Source organism: Candidatus Odyssella thessalonicensis L13 (assembly GCF_000190415.1).
Taxonomy (GTDB): Bacteria; Pseudomonadota; Alphaproteobacteria; order Paracaedibacterales; family Paracaedibacteraceae; genus Paracaedibacter; species Paracaedibacter thessalonicensis.
In genome coordinates this window covers 44,547-62,275 of record NZ_AEWF01000001.1, presented here as the reverse complement: position 1 = coordinate 62,275, position 17,729 = coordinate 44,547, and the positions used below count along the sequence as shown (strand labels likewise).

The 17,729-nt window shown below is 42.1% G+C and carries 16 protein-coding genes; 6 read left to right on the top strand and 10 right to left on the bottom strand.

The window, feature by feature from the left end; all coding sequences use genetic code 11:
* Positions 1 to 177: 177 nt before the first annotated feature.
* Complete coding sequence (locus HMO_RS0100345) at positions 178 to 3,726, bottom strand: vitamin B12-dependent ribonucleotide reductase (protein ID WP_010297106.1); 3,549 nt, start codon at positions 3,724 to 3,726, stop codon at positions 178 to 180.
* A gap of 345 nt (positions 3,727 to 4,071) precedes the next feature.
* Between HMO_RS0100345 and greA the strand changes: the two genes are divergently transcribed.
* The gene (gene greA / locus HMO_RS0100340) at positions 4,072 to 4,545 is read left to right on the top strand and encodes a transcription elongation factor GreA (RefSeq protein WP_010297103.1); all 474 of its coding nucleotides are present in this window, start codon (positions 4,072 to 4,074) and stop codon (positions 4,543 to 4,545) included.
* A gap of 307 nt (positions 4,546 to 4,852) precedes the next feature.
* Here the strand turns inward: greA and HMO_RS0100335 are convergent, their stop codons facing one another.
* From HMO_RS0100335 to HMO_RS0100325, 3 genes are all read right to left on the bottom strand, one after another.
* Positions 4,853 to 6,430, bottom strand: coding sequence for a hypothetical protein (locus HMO_RS0100335; RefSeq protein ID WP_010297100.1), 1,578 nt, complete (start codon positions 6,428 to 6,430; stop codon positions 4,853 to 4,855).
* A 562-nt stretch (positions 6,431 to 6,992) separates the two neighbouring features.
* The gene (locus HMO_RS0100330) at positions 6,993 to 7,604 is read right to left on the bottom strand and encodes a shikimate kinase (protein ID WP_010297097.1); all 612 of its coding nucleotides are present in this window, start codon (positions 7,602 to 7,604) and stop codon (positions 6,993 to 6,995) included.
* 46 nt (positions 7,605 to 7,650) lie between these two features.
* Positions 7,651 to 8,997, bottom strand: a complete 1,347-nt coding sequence (locus tag HMO_RS0100325) for an MFS transporter (RefSeq protein WP_083821212.1) — start codon at positions 8,995 to 8,997, stop codon at positions 7,651 to 7,653.
* A 319-nt stretch (positions 8,998 to 9,316) separates the two neighbouring features.
* Between HMO_RS0100325 and HMO_RS0100315 the strand changes: the two genes are divergently transcribed.
* The 3 genes from HMO_RS0100315 to rpsI all read left to right on the top strand — a co-directional run bounded on the left by HMO_RS0100315 (position 9,317) and on the right by rpsI (position 11,518).
* Positions 9,317 to 10,306, top strand: a complete 990-nt coding sequence (locus tag HMO_RS0100315) for a hypothetical protein (protein WP_010297088.1) — start codon at positions 9,317 to 9,319, stop codon at positions 10,304 to 10,306.
* A 250-nt stretch (positions 10,307 to 10,556) separates the two neighbouring features.
* The gene (rplM, locus tag HMO_RS0100310) at positions 10,557 to 11,021 is read left to right on the top strand and encodes a 50S ribosomal protein L13 (protein ID WP_010297085.1); all 465 of its coding nucleotides are present in this window, start codon (positions 10,557 to 10,559) and stop codon (positions 11,019 to 11,021) included.
* A 2-nt stretch (positions 11,022 to 11,023) separates the two neighbouring features.
* Positions 11,024 to 11,518, top strand: coding sequence for a 30S ribosomal protein S9 (gene rpsI, locus HMO_RS0100305; RefSeq protein ID WP_010297081.1), 495 nt, complete (start codon positions 11,024 to 11,026; stop codon positions 11,516 to 11,518).
* Positions 11,519 to 11,913: 395 nt separating this feature from the next.
* Here rpsI and HMO_RS0100300 read toward each other — a convergent pair whose 3' ends face one another.
* Complete coding sequence (locus HMO_RS0100300) at positions 11,914 to 12,594, bottom strand: hypothetical protein (protein WP_010297077.1); 681 nt, start codon at positions 12,592 to 12,594, stop codon at positions 11,914 to 11,916.
* 457 nt (positions 12,595 to 13,051) lie between these two features.
* Here HMO_RS0100300 and HMO_RS0100295 point away from each other — a divergent pair, with 457 nt between their 5' ends.
* Positions 13,052 to 13,309, top strand: a complete 258-nt coding sequence (locus tag HMO_RS0100295; protein WP_175282074.1) for a nucleotidyltransferase domain-containing protein — start codon at positions 13,052 to 13,054, stop codon at positions 13,307 to 13,309.
* Between the two features lie 756 nt (positions 13,310 to 14,065).
* On the opposite strand, the gene HMO_RS0100280 is transcribed toward HMO_RS0100295, so the two are convergent.
* Genes HMO_RS0100280 through HMO_RS13285 form a run of 5 tightly spaced genes read right to left on the bottom strand, consistent with a single transcriptional unit; the run spans position 14,066 to position 17,120 of the window.
* Positions 14,066 to 14,659 (bottom strand): superoxide dismutase, encoded by a 594-nt coding sequence (locus HMO_RS0100280; RefSeq protein WP_010297066.1) that lies wholly within the window; start codon positions 14,657 to 14,659, stop codon positions 14,066 to 14,068.
* A 59-nt stretch (positions 14,660 to 14,718) separates the two neighbouring features.
* On the bottom strand, positions 14,719 to 15,462 hold the full coding sequence (locus HMO_RS0100275) for an RsmE family RNA methyltransferase (protein WP_010297064.1): 744 nt from the start codon (positions 15,460 to 15,462) through the stop codon (positions 14,719 to 14,721).
* Positions 15,459 to 16,055, bottom strand: a complete 597-nt coding sequence (gene recR, locus HMO_RS0100270) for a recombination mediator RecR (protein WP_010297062.1) — start codon at positions 16,053 to 16,055, stop codon at positions 15,459 to 15,461. The genes HMO_RS0100275 and recR overlap by 4 nt, the downstream gene beginning before the upstream one ends.
* A 29-nt stretch (positions 16,056 to 16,084) precedes the next feature.
* The gene (locus tag HMO_RS0100265) at positions 16,085 to 16,609 is read right to left on the bottom strand and encodes a DUF177 domain-containing protein (protein WP_010297059.1); all 525 of its coding nucleotides are present in this window, start codon (positions 16,607 to 16,609) and stop codon (positions 16,085 to 16,087) included.
* The gene (locus HMO_RS13285; protein WP_010297056.1) at positions 16,593 to 17,120 is read right to left on the bottom strand and encodes a ubiquinol-cytochrome C chaperone family protein; all 528 of its coding nucleotides are present in this window, start codon (positions 17,118 to 17,120) and stop codon (positions 16,593 to 16,595) included. Before HMO_RS13285 ends, HMO_RS0100265 begins: the two co-directional genes overlap by 17 nt.
* Before the next feature lie 95 nt (positions 17,121 to 17,215).
* Between HMO_RS13285 and HMO_RS0100255 the strand changes: the two genes are divergently transcribed.
* Positions 17,216 to 17,668 carry an outer membrane protein assembly factor BamE gene (locus HMO_RS0100255; RefSeq protein ID WP_010297053.1) on the top strand — a complete coding sequence of 151 codons (453 nt, stop codon included), beginning with the start codon at positions 17,216 to 17,218 and terminating at the stop codon, positions 17,666 to 17,668.
* Positions 17,669 to 17,729: the final 61 nt, after the last annotated feature.

Below are 17,729 nucleotides of genomic sequence, written 5' to 3'. Positions count from 1 at the left end.
TAACAACATTTTTTACTTAGATCTTTTTGCAGATGATTTTACCTTAAAAGTTAACAATGACAACCCTTCAGTATAAACAAATAAAAATAGAACATTCTCTCTTAGAAAATTTTGTTCAAGCAACAAAAAAGGCACCGTTGCCGGTGCCCTTCTTCAAGGATTTATTGAAAAAGCTGCTTAGGAGCAACCGCTGGTTGACCCACAAGTATTGCATTTTAGACATGTGCCATTACGGACCATAGTAAAGTTTCCGCATTCCCCACACGCATCCCCTTCATATCCCTGCAAGCGAGCTTGTTGCAAACGCTCGGCACGGACAGAAACGCCACTGCTGCGGCCGGTAGTGCCGGTAGCACGCATCTCAGCCGTTGGCTTTAGAATATAAAGGTTGCTTGACGCCACCGTTTGAGTTTCAGAAATTTGCACTGGCCGGTCCGCCACCAGATTTTGCTGATATTCCTCCAGCTCACCAATAGTATCAGGCAACAAGTCTTCTGGCTTAACATGGGCTAAGTCATACCGTCCTAAGTAACGCACAGCTAGCTCGCGGAAGATATAGTCAAGCAAGGAGGTCGCCATTTTAATAGCATCATTTCCTTCCACCAAACCAGAGGGTTCAAAGCGGGTAAAGGTAAAGGCTTCAACATATTCTTCTAACGGCACCCCATACTGCAAGCCAATGGAAATGGACATGGCAAAGCTATGCATCAAGGAGCGGAACGCAGCGCCTTCTTTATGCATATCAATAAAGATTTCGCCAAGGGTCCCATCCTCATAGTTTCCAGTCCGCAAGTAAATCTTGTGGCCGCCCACGGATGCCTTTTGAGTATAGCCATCACGGCGGGCAGGAAGTTTACGCCGCTGCGAGGCATGAATAACCTTTTCCACGACTTTCTCGATGACTTTTTCAGCCACAAATTGTGCCTTAGTTGCCGCCGCTTGGTTGATAAAGTCTTCGACCTCTTCTTCCTCAATCAGGGCTGAGTTAAGAGGTTGCGATAATTTAGAACCATCCCGGTATAAAGCGTTAGCCTTCAAACATAACTTCCAAGATTTCATATAAGATTCCTTACAATCCTCAATGCTGGCAGAGTTTGGCATATTAATGGTCTTGGAGATGGCGCCGGAAATGAAAGGTTGCACTGCAGCCATCATCTCAATATGACTATCTATGGACAAGAAACGCTTACCAATCTTACCGCATGGATTAGCGCAATCAAAGACTGGCAAATGCTCAAGCCTTAGATGCGGTGCCCCTTCAAGAGTCATAGTACCACAACAATACAAATTAGCTTGGTCAATTTCCTGCTTATTGAAGCCAAGGGCAGTCAGCATATCAAAATTGAAATCATTAAGCTGATCTTCCTTAAAGCCCAAAACATCACGGCAGAATTCTTCGCCAAAGGTATATTTATTGAAGGCAAATTTAATGTCGAACGCTGATTTTAATGCTTCTTGCAGCTTTGCTAATGCTTCTTCAGTAAATCCTTTAGCCTTTAAAACGTCAAAGTTAATCCCAGGCGCATTTTCAAGAGTTCCATGGCCAACGGCATATTGAGAAATCTCTTCGATCTGTTCAGCCGAGTATCCCAATACTGCTAAGGCTCGGGGGGCCATGCGATTAATAATTTTAAAGTAACCGCCGCCTGCAAGCTTTTTAAACTTAACTAAGGCAAAGTCGGGTTCCACCCCGGTTGTATCGCAATCCATAACAAGACCAATTGTTCCTGTAGGAGCAATAACTGTTGTTTGAGCATTACGGTAACCGTACTTCTCTCCCAAGGCCACCGCCTTATCCCAGGCCTCCTTGGCCGCTTTAATTAGCTCTGGATAGGGAGAATCTTTGGCTTTCAAGGTGACTGGCAGAATGGTTAATCCCTCATACCCTTTGGCGTCTCCATGAGCCGCCCGGCGGTGGTTGCGCATGACTCGCAACATATGAGATTTATTCTGCTCATAACCTGGAAATACGCCTTGCTCCTTAGCCATTTGGGCGGAGGTGGCATAGGAAACGCCAGTCATAATTGCCGCTAAGGCTCCAGCAATAGCGCGCGCTTCTTTGCTATCATAAGGAATTCCGAGTGCCATCAATAAACCGCCGACGTTGGCATAGCCTAAGCCTAGAGTTCGGAACACATATGACCTCTCAGCAATTTCTTTAGAGGGGAACTGGGCCATCATCACGGAGATCTCTAGGATAATCGTCCAAATGGTAATGGCGTGTTCGTAACTTTCTATATTAAATGTTTTATCGGGACAGAAGGTCGCGAGGTTCAAAGAAGCAAGGTTACAAGCAGTATCATCAAGAAACATATACTCGGAACAAGGATTGGAGCCATTAATGCGCCCACTCGCGGGACAAGTATGCCATTCATTAATTGTTGTATCAAATTGAACTCCCGGGTCAGCTGACGCCCAGGCAGCATAACCAATCCGGTCCCATAAGTCCTGAGCCTTTAAAGTTTTATGCACTGAACCATCGGTACGACGGATAAGATTCCATTCCTTATCTTGCTCAACAGCTGTCAAAAATTCATTGGTTAAACGCACACTGTTGTTGGAGTTCTGTCCAGAAACTGTTAAATAAGCTTCTGAATCCCAATCGGTGTCATAGACAGCAATATCCAACTGATTATGGCCCATCTTAGCCATCTGGATCACGCGGCGTATATAGTTATCCGGCACCATAGCTGTCCGTGCTGCCCGGATAGCACTTTTTAACTCTGGATTAGTTTGCGGGTCAAAACGATCGGCACCTGATACAGCTTGGGTGTGGCAGGCTTCCATCACCATACCTAAGTGCAGCTTATTATTTTTAGATCCGGTGACTAAGGCTGCAACTTTTTGTTCTTCCACCACTTTCCAATTAACAAATTCTTCAATATCAGGGTGATCGATATCAACGATAACCATTTTAGCCGCACGGCGTGTAGTCCCTCCTGATTTAATTGCCCCTGCTGAGCGATCTCCAATTCTCAAAAAGCTCATCAGACCTGACGAACGTCCGCCGCCAGATAAAGGCTCACCAGAGCCGCGTAGATTAGAGAAATTGGTACCCGTTCCTGAGCCATATTTGAAAAGGCGCGCCTCGCGGACCCACAGGTCCATAATGCCCCCTTCACTCACTAAGTCATCATCAATGCTCTGAATAAAACAAGCATGGGGCTGAGGATGCTCATAAGCATTAGAGGATTTCTTTAACTCACCAGTTTTATGATCCACATAATAATGCCCTTGGGCTGGTCCATTAATTCCATAGGCCCAGTGAAGCCCTGTATTAAACCACTGTGGCGAATTAGGGGCTACCATCTGCGTGCATAACATATAGCGGGTTTCATCATAAAAAGCTTGGGCATCAGCTTCAGAATCAAAATACTCGCCTTTCCATCCCCAATAGGTCCAAGCACCAGCTAAGCGATCAAAAACTTGCATTGAGGTGCGTTCAGATCCGAACTGGGCGTCGGTGGTAGCTTCGCGGCGCCAAAGCCATTCAGGCACCCCCTCCTCTTTCACTGCAACTGTTTTATCGGGAACCCCAGCTTTGCGAAAGTATTTTTGTGCAAGCACATCACACGCTACTTGTGACCATGAAGCCGGAACCTCAATCCCTTCTTGACGGTAAACAACCGACCCATCTGGATTGCGAATCTCACTGCTTGTTGTCGTGAAATCCACGCCTTCATATGGACTTTTTCCCGCTGTAGTATACAGACGACGTATTTTCATTAACTTACCCCTTTTGCACTAAATGTAGATTCTTACTGAAACACAACCACTAAATCTTGTGTTATCATTTCACAACTAAATTCAAAAAAATAGTCTTGAAATTATTTTTTTATCATGTATTAAGAGAAAAGAAATTAAGGTAAGCTAACCTTTTTCTTCCGTGAGGTAAGGGTGAAAAATTTTATAAATCTTTGTAGAAATTTACTTTTGTGTTGGCTATAATTAAATCTAAGTTTTTGTAGACCAAGGAAATTTTTATATTATTTTGTAAGTTTTCCGGTTGACAATATCCATAAACATCCTATATGAACTATTATTCAAATTACTTGAGGCTAAGTTGTACACATGGATAAGAAAATACCTATGACCCAACAGGGTTATGATCGCCTGCAAGAGGAACTTAAAAACCTCAAGCATATTGATCGCCAAGAGGTTATTCGTGCGATCGCAGAAGCTCGCGAACACGGAGACCTATCAAATGCAGAATACCATGCAGCCAAGGAGCGCCAAGGTTTTATTGAAGGACGCATTTTAGAACTTGAAGATAAAATAAGCCGTGCCGAAATTATTGATGTCTCTAAATTATCTGGAAGTGACATCAAGTTCGGAGCAACGGTTACATTGATAGACGAAGACACTGAAGAAAACCATACCTATCAAATTGTAGGCGGCGATGAGTCAGATATCCGCCAAGGACGCATCTCGATCACATCTCCGTTAGCCCGGGCCCTGATTGGCAAAAGCGTTGACGATATGGTTGAAGTCACCACGCCGGGTGGCAGTAAAGCTTACTCAATTTTAAAAGTTGAATATATTTAAATCTATGGCAAATCTCAGATAAGGCTTTCATTTATGACAGGCCTTTTCTGCGATCCATTCTAGCTTAGCTTGCAATAATTTCCATTCTTCCTCAGCATGTTTAATATAATCTTATTTGAGGACATCTTAATAATACCATGCTGAGCTTCTCTCCTCCACTATCATAGTACTGTCCTTATTCTCTTTAGTGCTCCTATCATTCAGACAGGAAACAATTTCCTCCTCTTACAAGTCACAGCAAGGCTTGCTCTTAAAATTTCATACTAGTGAGAGGAGATATGTTTAGGCGCTCAAATCTGCGCCTAGCTTAGTAATGGTGCGTTTGAATGATCGGTGTTCCATTGGGATGAAAAGCCATAATTTGTGCCGCCCGAGAAAGCTGAAGAGTATCCTCGAATTCAAGTTCTCCCGAAATTGCATCCCACTTATAAATATGGTGCCCGTTAAGATCGTCATGGATGCCCCATAGCTTTTTACTTCTTTCATCAAAGTTAATACTTACTAGATCAAATAAGGACTGTTTTGGATGAAATGACCATCGTTCTCGCAGTTTATTCCTCTCTAACAAATAGGCTGTTATTCCTTTATTTTTATCCTTGCTAATGAGTAGCCATGAATTATCAGTCAAGGAATAAGTTGAAAAACTTTTAAGAGCATCTTTTCCAATCTTCTCCCGCATAAAGATAGTCTGATCCTTTAGATTATACCCCACAAATGTAGTCTCATCCTCTTTATAAAAGGCTCTACCGTCTACATAACAAACATGAGGAAACACAATAGTAGGTAGCTTTGTGATAAGATTACCGTTTTCGCTATTATAAAAAGTTATAGAGCCTCCTTCTTCTTGATTATCTTCAAAATCGTTTTCTTTAATAAGCTGCCCCTCGAAAACAGAGAGAAGACCAGACCCGTGGATAGGGAATTGCTTTACCGCCTCGCCTTGGCGAATATCAAGGATTGTAAAAAGTCTGCCTTCTTCCTCATTGGAGACGATTGCAGTACTTTTTGACTCCCCCGCCCCTCCAAAAATTGAGACAATCCTCCTGCCTTTAATTTTAAACATCTGATTAAATGTTCCATTCTCATCCAAGGCTAGAACTTTATATTTTTTTTGATAAGTTTGTTGCTTCTGTTTTTCTATCAACACAGCAAATCCATTTGCTTCTTTACTAATTTGTTGAGGTCTATAGCCAGGCGGCAGCCGCAATTGTGTCTCTTTCAACAAAGCCCCTTGATAGACATCAATAAGACGGAACCTATAGTATTCTTGAGCCCTATTATCATATCCTTTAAGGTCGCAGAGAATCCCTTGATAATGCTGCCACTTTTCGCAAAATCCACTATCATAAACTAGATAATCCCTATTGTTTTTTTGGACCTTTTTGTAAAGAGCTTGGCAAAGAGGATTGAGAGATAACATTGCATTCAGATTTTCTGACTCTTTGTTACTAGGCGCATAATGACCACTATAGGTGAGAAGCTTGTTAATACTCCCTCTTTCTACCGAACAAATCCCCGCAAATGATAAAGGGGCAGCACTAAAAAATGAGGAATGGTGCATAACCCCTCTTACTTTTGGATGGATAAATAGGTTACCTAATGAATCCATCACGATCATATCTCCATTTCCTGCAGAGGCATTAAAAGGCACTCTCGACTGATAAGGAAGGTGATGCATATCATATAGCTTGCCTTGAGCATAGAATACTTGGTATTTCTTCAAGCCTTCTTGGGTCAAATAGAGAACCCTTTCATCCTGATAGATTTCATTCATGGTTTTTGTGGAATATTGATCCTGAAGGGAAGATGTGTTGAGAACATAGAGCGTAAAGGATTTTTGTCCACTTTTATCTTCATACCACAGTTGCTGACTGTTCTCCTGCATATATTTTTCCAAGAAATCAAGAGTTCGCTGACGGAAAAGGCTAGGATCGTACGACTGTTTTTACAGGGCAATAAATTTCTTTATCATAGTTATTGATAGTGATTTCACTTGCTCCAGCTTTTAGCGTCATTAAAGACCAAAGGAGGGATGATAAGATTCGCATTTTTACTTCACACCTGATTAAATTATAAGAAGACCTCGAATTACTCTTCTCAGGTATATATGAATTAATATAGTTAAAGTCAACACAATCTTTCTGTAGACCCATTACTACAAACTCACTTCTCCTTTAATTTTTTAGAAAGTTTAAACACTGAGGTAACAGTAAAAGCTAGATCAATTAAGATTTGGATTACTTAAATGAATTGTTAGAAGAAAATAAATTACTGAGCAGTTTATCAGCAAACGCCCCTACTCCCCTAAAGCAAGCAGCAAAAGGTTGTTGAGGTGAGATTATAATTTAATAAAACAGTAATAATAGCTTCCCTACATCAAAAATTAATGAAGGCTGGAAAGTTGCCCTTCCAGCCTTAGCGTACCATTAATAGTAATACCGACTAACCTATATGGATTTTAAGACATAATCTTTAGGAAAACGATCCCGAATGTATTCAGCCAGAGAGACAATGACACGATCGACCGTCGTATTCGTAGGCTCATCATAAGTATCGACGATCACATCAGCCCCTTCATAGACAGGATAGCGCTCAGCAATCAACTGACTTAATACGTCATGATGAGCTTCGGCGTCTTCTAAAAGCGGGCGGTCCGTACGACGAGACACCCGCGCCACCAACGTCTCAAGATCCGCTTTTAACCAAACAGAGATTGCTTTCTGTTTAATGACCTCTCTCGTCTTCTCTTCCATAAAGGAGCCACCACCCGTAGCTAAGACATGGGTTTGCTGATCAAGAAGGCGATTGATCACACGGTATTCCCCAACACGGAAAGCATCTTCACCATATATATTAAAGATTTCCTTGATCGGGCAACCTGCTGCAACTTCAACTTCATGATCGGAATCAAAGAATTCGACGTCCAGTCGTTTGGCTAAACGCCGACCAATGCTCGTCTTACCAGCTCCCATTAAACCGACCAGAACAATAGTCTTAGGCGCTCTAAAGCTAAGTTGAGAGGGATTCACGAGATTAAATGCATGTGCTTCTTGTTTCATAATATACTTATCTTAACGAATTTTTACAATTACACCAACACAAAAACTAAATTTTTGCTTTCTCTAAAATTGCTGCTCTGGCAGACCACGTCATTGCAAAGCAGACACAAGATAAAATAGCTGCCGCTATAAAGAAGATGAATCCAGCATTCCAGCCATAATTATCAGCCAACCAACCAACAACAATTCCACTTAAGGCACTACCAAGGTAGGCAAAGGTACCCGTAACTCCTACCGCCATTCCGACAGTTTTCTTTGAGGCAAAGTCAGCGGCCGCGACTCCTACAAGCACTTGAGGACCATAAACGAAGAACCCGACAAAGACCATAGCAATTGCATTGAGATAATGATGTCCAGCCGGAATAGTCCAAAAATAGACCAAAGCAAAAACTAAAGCAACCATAAAGAAAAAGCTGACAGGACCCCGGCGACCTTTAAAAACTCTGTCTGACAACCATCCGGCCGCAATACCTCCGACCATTCCTGCAATATCAAAAGCTGCAACTTGCAACCCTGAAGTCACAAACTCTGCTCCTTTGCTTTCCTTGAGAAAGGTTGGCGCCCAGGTTAACACCCCCATACGGACAATGTACAGGAACATATTTCCTAAACAAACGTACCACAAGTTTTTGCTCTTAACCAGGCGGCGCATCACCTCCAAAGGTGAAACATCTTCTTCCTGCTCGGCTAACTCTTCCTCTTTTTTAATCAGGCCACGATGAACCTCAATGGAGTCTAACCCTAAAGATTGCGGTGTATCACGAAGGCGCTCATATAAAAAGCATCCCATTAAAAGTGCAAATAGAGAGGGGAGAATAAATAAGCTTTGCCATCCACACAGCGGAATTAAAAATCCTGACAAGCAAGCAATAATTGCTCCGCCAATTTGATGGGATACATTGGTAATTCCCCAGACAGTGCCTAATTCTGTAGGGGAAAACCAGCGGGGCAACAATTTTGCCACCGGCGGCCATCCCATTGATTGGACCCAGGCGTTTACAGCCCAAATAGCCGTAAAGAACCAGTACCCTGTCCCAAAGCCCATAGCCAGGCAAGTTAGAGCAGAGCCCAACAGCCCTAAACTCATAAATCGTCGAGCATTTGAGCGATCACTAATATAACCATTAACAAATTTACCGACACCATATACGATCTGCCAGATTGCAGTTATGTACCCCAACTCGGTGCGCGTATAGCCATACTCCGATACCAATACCGGAATAGCGAAATTGAAATTTTGCCGGACCAGATAAAAGGCAGCATATCCAAACGTCAAAGAATAAAGGATACGTATTTGCCAATAACGATAGAGTTGATCGTTATTAAGTTTTTGGTCTGTGACCGAAGGTGAAGAATTCATTATTTCTTCTGTCACTTGTGTTGTTTGTGTCATGAACCACCGTTAATGGTTAGTTAAATTCATTTCAATCTAGCTAGCTAGGTTATAAACCAATCTAGTAAAATATTATTGATTAATACCAAACTAACACTCCTATGGGCAAGAAAATTCCGTCCCGTATTTTTTTTCAGACTTATAAAAATATTTTTTACTTAAAACAAATACTTGGCTATTTAAACGCTTATACACAAGCCTATAAAGTAAAGAAAATCCTCAAAAAAATAAGAAAAATTAAAAAAAATTTAACAAAAATATTATCCATATTGTAACCTAGATACGGTTAACAACATTTTTCAGGATTATAAGGATGAAAATGCTAAAACAATTTAAGCCGCAGCCTCTTATTTTAAGCTTATTCCTCAGCATGCTCCCTATCCCCTTATCGGCTATGGAAGTAGAGGAAGAGAAAAGAATAAAAGAAACCATGGCTGCTGTAAAAGAGCACCATGAACAAAAGCATCAAGATCAACAATTTGGCTATGTGAAATTTGATCTGCGTTTAGAAGGTGAAAAAGAATCGCTTACGCCTTGGATAATTTTACCTAATCAATGGATCCGTGCTTTCAACGGTCACCTTCATGCTCGTTATCCCGACATCACCTCAGAAGTGTGGATGGAAAGCCCTTCATCATCCTCCTCTTCCCCGGCTTTAAGTCTACCTGAACAGTTTTTCAATGGCCCAAAAGTTGTTAGCTTCACAGATGCAAACAATTTGTGCATTCAACTTACACAGCTAAGTAATGATATTCATCGTTTCTCTGATATTAAGCCTGTGATTGTAATCTCTCGGGATCAAGAGAACAAATTCATAGCGTGGGTGAAAGCTAATCATCCAGAACTACTTAAGGCAGAAGCTCGTAAGAATAAGAAAGCTCAGCATCAAAATAAAGCCCCGTCTATAAATAAAGGTAAGGAGCCTACCTCAGATCTTAACGAAGCAGCAACCTCCAGATTATTATGGAAAGTTTTAGGGGGTACGCGCAAAGTAGCTCGAGTTAGTACTAAGATTGCCTTAGGAAGCGTATCTGGAACTATTGGGGGCGCAGCAGGTCTAGTGGTCGGCACCGCTTTGGCATCAGCAGGAGGGTTATCCTATAGCTTTACACGGCAAATGCAAGGGGGCTATTTTGGAGGTACCCCAAGCGATCATCCTATCCTCGATTTTGCGATTGGAACCGTGGCCTCTCCTTTTGTGGGCGCCGGCCTGGGAGGCTATGGGGGCATACGCTGTACCAATAAAGTTATTGACGCTGTTGATCAAGCCCTTTATGGGAAACCACAACCAAGCAATCAAAAGAGCTAAGCCCTTAGCTTAGAATCTAAAACTGTTGGCGCCAAGGCATTGTCTGGCGTCTTTTTTAGCTCTCTCAGGCGACATTTGGCCAGCGTAATTATTGCCCCCTGCCCTGCTGAATAAAAGTTTATCTTTCTGCGTTTAACTCTATACTTCTCAATTTTATGCGGTGCTATAATACCGCAATGATTTTCTTGACGCTGCCTGAAGAATGTGGTTTATTGAGTACAGTTTAGTTTTTAATAAAAGGGTTAATGTCATGCGTACATTGTCAATTAAACCCAGTGAAGTCAAAAAGAAATGGGTTCTAATTGATGCTCAAGATTTAGTTCTTGGTCGTCTTGCTTCTCTGGTTGCCAACCGTCTTCGCGGTAAGCATAAGCCATCCTACACACCACATGTAGATTGTGGCGATAACGTTATCATTATCAATGCTGAAAAAGTTCACCTAACTGGGGACAAGCTAGATCAAAAGAAATTCTTCTGGCATACCGGATACGCAGGCGGAATCAAAGAAAGAACTATTGGTCAGATTATTAAGGGTAAGCATCCAGAGCGCGTTATTCAAAAAGCTGTTGAGCGCATGGTACCTCGCGGACCTTTAGGCCGCCAGATCATGAGCAACCTACGTGTTTATGCTGGAGCTGAACACCCCCATGCAGCACAAAACCCTGAAGTTTTAGACGTTGCATCTATGAACCGTAAAAATTCGAGGAGCATCTAATCGTGGTACGCCCTACAGATAAAATTGGTCTAGAAGACTTAAAGTCTGCTGTTTCCCAATCTCCAGCAGCACCTCAAGAAAAAGTTTTACCAAAGCAGAAAATTGATGCCAAGGGCCGTTCCTATGCAACTGGTAAGCGTAAAAATGCGATTGCCCGTGTATGGATCAAGCCAGGTAGCGGTAAGATCATCGTTAACAATCGTGACGTTAACACCTATTTCGCGCGTCCTGTGCTACGCATGATTATTCAACAACCGTTTGGTGCCTCCAACCGTATTGCCCAATACGACGTATGGTGCACTATTAAAGGTGGCGGATTATCTGGACAAGCTGGTGCATTGCGCCATGGTATCAGCCGCGCCCTTACCTTCTTTGAACCAGAATTGCGTCCTGTTCTGAAAGCTGGTGGATTCTTAACCCGCGACAGCCGTGTTGTTGAACGTAAGAAGTACGGTTTGGCAAAAGCCCGTCGTCGTTTCCAATTCTCCAAGCGTTAATTGGTCGAAAAAAAATTATACCTCCCTTTATGGGAGGTTTTTTTATTCTCTCTATTAAGGGATCTTATCTAGCTTCCAAACTCCTCCTACAACAAGCTTTCGCTCATTCAAAAAGGCCCTGACATTTACAAATATCCATCAAACGTTTGCGCCTAGGTATCTGTCCTCCTCCCCCACAAGTCCGAGTTGATCTTCTCACGGCCCCCTCCTAAGTGCAGCTTGAAAAAAGCTGGTAAATAGCCTTTTCTTTTTTAATTCATCAGTTAAGAGGGATGAAAGGGCTCCAATGATATTACTTCTTAAAGGAAGTCTTAACTAGAAAACAGGCATTCCGTGGGGGCTTTTTAAGCCCCCCTGATAGAGAAGAGCAATAAAATTTGCCAATGGCAACTGTATCAGCCGAAGACAAAAGATACCTTTAGCAGCAACCGATGCTCAACCGGCTCGATTTCCGTCTTAAAGTTAGCTTGACCAACCGACTTATGGCGTCCATACATTCCAGCAAACTGATATTCAGCCCCTGCCATCATCATGCGGCTTACTTTATAAGCTAACCCTAGCCCCATAACCGCCCCGCCAATACTCGTATTCTTTTTAAGACTCTTACCTGCAAATTGAGGAATAATTGAAGTAGTTCTAAAACTATAACGATGCTCAAAAGTGGCAAACTCATAGGCTAAACGTCCATACAGCATCGTTTTAAGGTTGAACATTTTTCCAACAACCAGAGCTCCGCCCACAGCCATAGTACGCTTAATTTTAACTTCGCCTTGCACCGCAAAGTTATCCGTACCAACGCTAAAAGACGGGGTAGGACTCGACGTATTGCCATAAAGCTCCCCCCCAACAATAGTCTTCGAGGTGCCAATTTCATATAAATACCCAGCATGTGCACCATAAACGGCGCCAGTGGTGGCTTTCGTAACTTTGCCGCTACCGGTAACATCACTATATTTATGTTGGATGGATGCATGGCCAATCCCCAAGTCCACGCCTAAATAAGCTCCACCAAAAGCATGACCTACACCTAGACAACTAACAGAAACAGCTAAACCGGTCAGTAGGGTACGAACCATATTCTTACCTCTTTATTAAAAATTTAACCTTATTTTAAGAATTAAACATTGCCTTTCATGAGTCAACAAAAAAGCTTTTAAGGATAACAGAATTGGCTGATTAATTGAGTTTTAGCATTAAGAATTCCCTTTAAGGCGATTAATATTGTAAGGAACGATGGAGGGATATGACTATTGAGTTTTTTCTTTCTTCTTAAATAAGCCACTCAGGTGATAATAACGTGAAATCCTGAGTCTTTTCTCTTAAGAATTTGCAAGAAAAGATCAAAATGATCCTAAATTGATCTTTATTTTGATCTCTCATAAATTCATTATGATGGTAATTGATCTTCAGTAATGCTATAGCATTCTATATCTAACGTAGAGCAAGTTTTCACAATTTTTCCTTGAATCTTTAATAATTTATACACTTACGGGTCTTACCTATATCATGGATTTTATTTGTAGAAGAAGTATTATGATGCATGACGAGGTCAACAAGATATTAGCCGTGTTAACCGCAGAGATTTCACATATCTTAACGGACAACCTAATAGGACTTTATCTTACTGGTTCCTTATCATATGATGATTTCCATCCTGATAAGAGCGACATTGATTTAGTAGCAATCACTAAAACTTTTCCTTCTGCTCAGCATCTTGAAGCCCTTAAGCTCATGCATCGTGAGATAGAAAAAGAGAATAAAAAATGGTCACAACGTATTGAGTGCTCTTAAATTCCTTATAAAATGCTTTCTTGTATCAGTCCCCCAACTGAGCCACGCCCTTACATAAATGAGGGGTGCTTTTATGAGGAAGCCCATTATGGTAATGAGTGGATTATTAACCTCTATTTACTCTATAAGCATGGATTACCCCTAATTGGCCCAAATTCTGCCTCTCTTATTAATGAGATTAATATCGAAGAAGTAAAAAAAGCATGCGTTAGAGATTTCCTTAAAGAATGGCAACCTAAAATAAATGATTCAGAATGGCTGAGTAGCCCTCAACAGCACTCTTATACGATTCTGACCCTTTGCCGTACTTTTACACAGTGATAAGGGGAGATGTAACGTCAAAGACTTCTGCAGCATTATGGGCCAAAACCGGGCCCTGCGCTGATTTTAGACGGTTAATAGATGCTGCTGAAACGTGGCAGTCCGGAAAAGAAATAATGCTAAAAGCTGAAACAGCAAAGTTTCTCGAATTTATCTCAAGTAAGATATCGAACACACAGATATATAAGGAAATCATAGAGATAAGCTAATAAATCACAAATCAGACAATGAGCTATTTAATAAGAAAACCAGAGCGTTCAATAATAACAAGCTAATAATCGCTTTCCCGGCTCCCCCCTTTAAAAAGCTATCCGATTTCTCTATTTTAAGTATCAGCACTAATCAGAGGCGTACCCAGTAGCATGAATGGTAACTCCTTTGGGTTAGAAGACAAGCCTTTAAAGAGCGAAAAAGGGGAAATCACTCCCCCTCTTTTTACATCTGGCTTTCAACAAAATCCCAGTTAACCAAGTGGTTAAGGAAGGTCTCCACGTAATCAGGACGGCGATTCTGATAGTCTAGATAATAGGCATGCTCCCAAACATCACAGGTTAATAAGGCAGTCATTTGGTGGGCCATGGGTAAATCCGCATTCCCTGTTTTCAACAGCTTTAGGGCTCCACTGGCATCTTTTACCAACCAAGCCCAGCCGCTACCAAATTGGGTCACTGCGGCTTGTTTAAAGTCAGCCAAGAATTTTTCCCAACTACCAAAGGCAGTCTCAATTTTAGCTTTAAAAGCTGCTGAAGGTTGGCCGCCGCCATTTGGCTTCATGCAGTTCCAATAAAAAGTATGATTCCAGACTTGAGCGGCATTATTAAAGATTCCCGCCATGTCTGGCTTACCTGCTGCGGCCATAATGACGTCTTCAAGGCTAGCATTTTCTAAAGCATGACCTTGAAGCAGATTGTTGAGATTAGTCACATAAGCTTGGTGATGCTTGCCATGGTGATAGGATAAAGTATTCGCCGTAATATGGGGCTCAAGCGCTGACATATCATAAGGCAGTGGTGGTAACGTATGTGGCATGTTTATTCCTCCTTCAATTTTTCAATAAACCAGTCTCTATTTTAGAGTCTTTGCAGTCATTACCCAAGCACCATTTTGGTAGCAGCCACGACAGCGGCAGTTTCGGCGCGAAGAATATTCTTGCCTAAGCTAACAAATTGCACAAAAGGATAATTGGATAATAATTCAATTTCCTGGGGGTGAATGCCCCCTTCCGGACCAATTAAGCTCGCCAAAGTTACAGCTCTAGACTGACCCTCACGCTCAGCCGGCACGTTATTGGCAAGATCTTCTGCAAAGGGCAACCGTTGCTTATCGGTAAAAGCTCGTTCAGCACATACAGACAGCTTGATCTGTTCAGGCCAATCTTTTAATACGTCTCGTAAAGGTCGCAATTCTCGCACTTCAGGAACGGATAAGCGTTCACATTGCTGGGCGGCTTCAATGGCAATGCGTTGTAATTTGTTCTGATTAATTTTATGAATATTGCCCCGCTCCATAATAATGGGCTGAAAAACCGTCACACCCACTTCCGTACACTTCTCAATTAGATAATGGGTGGGATCGTGCTTAAGGGGGCAAAAGAGCAACATAATTGGCGATTCACCTTCTGGCTGACGCACTTGCTGCTGCAGGCTAATCTCTGCGTGTGATTTAGTAAGGGTAGAAATGTGCCCGTGCCATTCACCATCGTGAGCATTAAATATATTGACCTGATCGCCGACTTGCTGACGCAGAACATTACGCAGATAATGAACATGGTCTTCTTGTAAAACAATTCTCGCATCCTTCGATAGAGGCTCAGGATAGTATAAGCGCGTCATTCAGCACTCCGACGCGCTTGAAAAGCCGTAAAAAGGGTCCCTTCGTCCAGATAATCAAGCTCTCCGCCGATCGGCACCCCATGCGCTAAGGTGGTAATTTTTATCTTATGCTCTCGAAGCTGCTCAATTAAATAATGAATCGTGGTCTGCCCATCGACAGTCGCGTTAAGAGCCAGGATGACTTCATGAACGCTTCCTTTTGCGACGCGGTCTAATAAACTTTGAATTGTCAGCTGTTGAGGGCCAATACCATCAATCGCCGATAACACCCCTCCAAGGACATGGTAGACGCCCCGATAAGTGTTAGCTCGTTCCAAGGCCCACAAGTCCGCTACATCTTCAACCACACAAAGTTGATGGGGGTCTCTTTTAGGGTCTGTACACAAGGTACAGGGATCACTTGCATCCAAAGCATGACAGATATGGCACGTTCTAACTTTCTGCTCTGCTTCGGCCATCACCTGAATTAAGGGACGAAAAATTTTCTCACGCTTTTTTAACAAATGTAACGCTACCCGTCGCCCAGAACGCGGCCCCAACCCGGGAAGCTTGCTTAAGTGTTGAATTAATAGCTGGATTTCAGGACTATTCATTAAAGATCGCCTCTAGATAATAGAACCACTCACGACTGCCGCTTTAGAATATCAAGAACTGTAAACGGATTGGCTTTACCGTAATCTTCCGGCAGATCCGCATCCTCCACCGTTACATCGGCTCGCGGATAGGGATTAAGCTCTAAAGAGAGATACTGTGATGTGATTTCGCCTAAATCGATCTCATTATTTTGATAAAACTCTAAATCATATTCTTTTTCAGCTTCAGCATGCCAGTCAAGATCATCATGGAAACGATCCTCATCCCCTTCGACCAGCTGCAACTTATATTCAAATTCTAAATGGTCGGGTATTTCTTTTAAGGTAACAATACAAGCCTGGATGACATCAGAGACCACTCGTGCCACCACTTCAAACTCACCTCGCTTACGAGCTCTACGCATAACAAATGACGCATTTAAACTGCTGATACTTATTAAGTTAAATCGTTTTGCTAGCGCAGCTAACTCTTCGGGTGTTGCTTTTATATCATAGACATAATCCAGCTGGCCGATCTTATCCAGATTAAAGATCCGACTAAATTCTGGCGCCATCCATTCCCCCTGTAAATTTTAAATTATTAACGTTTGATTGTTGACGCAGGATATTTAGGAGCCCTGTTGCTTCTTCAGCTAGATTCTTTGCTATCTCTTGATACGCTAGATTATTATCATAGATGTTTTTTAAGATAGCTTTATCCAGGCTTCCCTCCTCTAAGCCTTCATCGTAGGCGACCAGCCGCCCATAAAAACCCTCAATGAACCGTTTAAAACTTTTATCAATTTTTTTCTCTGATAAGCGCACATTGCGCAAACTGTGATCCATATCGGCCACAAATAGATTACAAATTTCCTGACTTAAGCTTTTAGCCACGCTGGAAGTTTCTTCTTTTAAGCGGCGCAGCATTAAAAAAAGCTGCAAAGATAGGATCTCAAAACGGCCAAGCACCTGATCTTCAATAGAAAAATCTGTATAATAACGCGGATCGCGTGCCTTTTCCACGCAGGCTTGATACAGACTAACAGCAGCTAAATAATTGTTTATTTTAGGTGATTTACCGAACATTCTGACTCACGCTTCTTACACAATTCTTGACTTTTTGACAAGCACGTGCAAAATCATTAAAAGAAACTAAATATTCTATTTGAGAATACTATACAATGAATCATCTGGCTATTCCTACTGTTATTTTAGCGCTTCTTTTAGGCAGCTGCAGTCCTACTGTTGATAATAGAGGCTATGAAGTCGACAATCGTGACTTCAACAAAATCATCCCTGGGAAAAGCACTAAGCAAACGGTAGAGGAAGCCTATGGCAGCCCTTCTACAGTGAGTGCTTTTAAGCCTGAAACGTGGTTTTATATTTCCAAACAAACAGAAACAAAAGCTTTCTTAACACCTCAAACTCTAGAGCTTACAACTTACGAAGTTTCCTTCAATGACGCGAATATCGTCTCTAAAGTTGTCGAGCGCAAAGGCGAACACGCCCGGGAAATCAATCCAGTGAAACGTGAAACGCCGTCAGCGGGTCATCAGACTGGCCTTTTAAGAGAGGTCTTTAGTAACTTTGGTAAGATTGCCACCAAAGGTGGCTCCAGAACAGGATCACCATAAACACAGGCGGCTATTTCTTTTTTTAAAGTGTGCCTTACTACCCTATAAAATAATAAACCCG